The following is a 2583-nucleotide window of genomic DNA, read 5'->3' as shown; positions in this document are numbered from 1 at the left end:
TAGGGGGCGTTTGCGGGAGGGGGCGGAATCCTACGCTAAGGATTTGGGCCAGCGATATTCCCCGGTTAGATTGATGTGTTCCCATCCCAACGGCGAGACGTGGGCGAGTAGATCAGGCGCGATATGGGTACCGCTGGCGGCCCGGGTATTGACGACCTCGCCGAGCTTCATGGTGTTCCAGAATATGATGATGGCGGCGAGCAGGTTCATTCCGGCGATGCGATAGTGCTGGCCTTCGCCGGATCGATCCCGGATTTCACCTCGGCGGTGGAAGCTGATGGCGCGCTTTAGGGCGTGGTGGGCCTCACCCTTGTTGAGGCCGATCTGAGCCTGGCGCTGGAGGCCGGCATCAAGAATCCAGTCGATCATGAACAGGGTTCGCTCGATGCGGCCCACCTCTCGCAATGCGAGGGCCAGCTCATTCTGGCGCGGGTAAGAGGCGAGCTTGCGAAGAATCTGGCTGGGGGCGACGATCCCCGCTGCGATCGTCGCCATGATGCGCAGGATGTCGGGCCAGTTGCGCTCGATGAGCGGTTCATTGATCTTACCTCCGACCAGCGCTCGCACATTGGCCGGCGTCGCGTTGGGCGTGAAGGCATAGAGTCTTTTCTGAGGGAGATCGCGGATACGGGGGGCGAACCTGTAGCCGAGCAAGGCGCAGGCGGCGAACACATGATCGGTGAAGCCGCCCGTGTCGGCAAAATGCTGGCGAACGCGGCGGCCCGCGTCATTCATGAGCAGCCCGTCCAGGATATAGGGAGTCTCGCTGACCGTTGCCGGGATCACCTGGGTTGCGAACGGCGCATATTGATCGGACACATGGCTGTATCCCTTGAGGCCCGGGACGTTGCCATATTTCGCGTTGATCAGATTCATCGCCTCGCCCTGCTCGGTAGCAAGGAAGAACTGCCCGTCGCTGGATGCCGATTGCCCTTGTCCCCAGAAGGCGGCCATGGGCAGGGCGGCGTGGGCCTCCACGATCATGGCGAGCGCCCGATCATAGGCGCTGCCTTCGACATGCCAGCGCGCGATCCGCAGCAATTCCCAGAAGCTGTGCGTGTTGGTCGCCGCCGCCATCTTGCGCAAACCGAGATTGACGCCTTCCGCCAGCAACACGTTCATCAGGCCGATCCGGTCGCTGCAGGGCGCGCCGGTGCGCAGATGCGTGAACGCCTCGGAAAATCCGGTTCGCTCATCGACTTCCAGCAACAGATCGGTGATCCTCGCGGGCGGGAGCTGTTGATAGAGATCGAGCACGAGATCCTCGGCCCCTTCGGGCGTGTCGGCCCTCAGCTTGTCGATGTGCAGCTTGCCGTTCTCGATGATGCCGCCTGGGATCGTGCCGGTTCGCGCCGCGCGGCCAAACTCCTTCAGCCGTGTATCCAGTCGAGCCCTGCGCTCGGCCAGCCATTCGCCGGGCCGCAGCGGCACGGCGAGCCGCGCGGTCTGCTCTATCGCCTGTGGCGGGACCAGAAGCTGCTTGAGGTCGCCATAGCGGCGCGATCCCGCCAACCATATGTCACCGGACCGGAAGGCGTCGCGGATGTGGAACAGCACCGCGATTTCCCAAAGCCGGTGGTCGCCGCTGGGCTCAGCGCGAAGATGACGATGCCATTTCGAGTTGGGACGTAGAAAATCCACCGGCGGATCGACCTTGATCCCGTTACGCAGCATCGCAACGGCCGCCAGAAGAGGCGTGGCGATCGGCGCCGCCTGCATGTCGAGCAGGCGCAGCATCCTGGGCGCGTAGAGGCGGAAACGGTGATAGCCGTCCAGCACACGGCTGAGCGGGTCGGCCGCGAGCACGTTGGTCAGCGCGGAGGCCGTGGCGACAAGGGTTCTGAACCGTTCCCAGCCAGGCCCGGTGGCGATTATCCCGTCCAGGGCCGTGCCATCGTCCTGCGCTCCAAGCAAAGCACCACCGATTTCGGCAAAGGACTTCAGCGTGTCCCGAACGGCCGCCTTTTCGTCGGCGATCCTGGTGTTGCAAAGGCGTTCGGAGGCCCGATAGAGACGGCCTACGATGCGATCGTGGGTCTCCACGATGACATCGGCCAGCGATGACCGCCATTCCAGGGTGCAGACAGCGAGGATCGCAAGCCGCCTGTCTTCGGGCAGATCACGCATGCCGTCGGCGTAATAGCGCTCGCCCTGCCGGCGAAGCCGGGTCACACGATGCGCCGGCACGCCGTCCAGCAAATCCGCCGGAAGATCGAACCTTTGAAGATATTCCAGTCGATCCATCAGCCGGTTAGCGGCTGCTGAATTTGCGCCAACCTCGAACTGTCGCAGCCATACGAAGCGCGTGACGCGACCATCCACCGTATCCTCCAACAGGTGAGCCAAATTCTCGCTCAGGGTTGGCGTGATGCGATGGGCGATAAGATCCTCGATCCGGCGCTCGGCCTCAACCAGCGCATCGGCGCAAAGGCGCTCGATCGTCGAGGAGCCGGGAAGGATCGTGCGGGTGCGGCGACACTCCGCAACGAAGCGACGGGCAAGATCCTCATTCGATGTCGCCGCCTCGGCTTCCCGAGCGATCCATTCGCGCAAATCCCGTGCGCCCCGCCCCGAAAAGGAGCG

General features: G+C 63.6%; 1 protein-coding gene. It reads right to left on the bottom strand.

From position 1 onward, the window contains the following. Positions 1-30 precede the first annotated feature (30 nt). The coding region (locus tag AC5I5B_RS05990; protein ID WP_427736713.1) for a Tn3 family transposase at positions 31-2583 on the bottom strand (2553 nt) is incomplete at its 5' end.

It is taken from the genome of Agrobacterium sp., from assembly GCF_059499945.1.
Note: the sequence above shows the minus strand (reverse complement) of the source record. Positions and strands in the feature narration are given on the sequence as shown.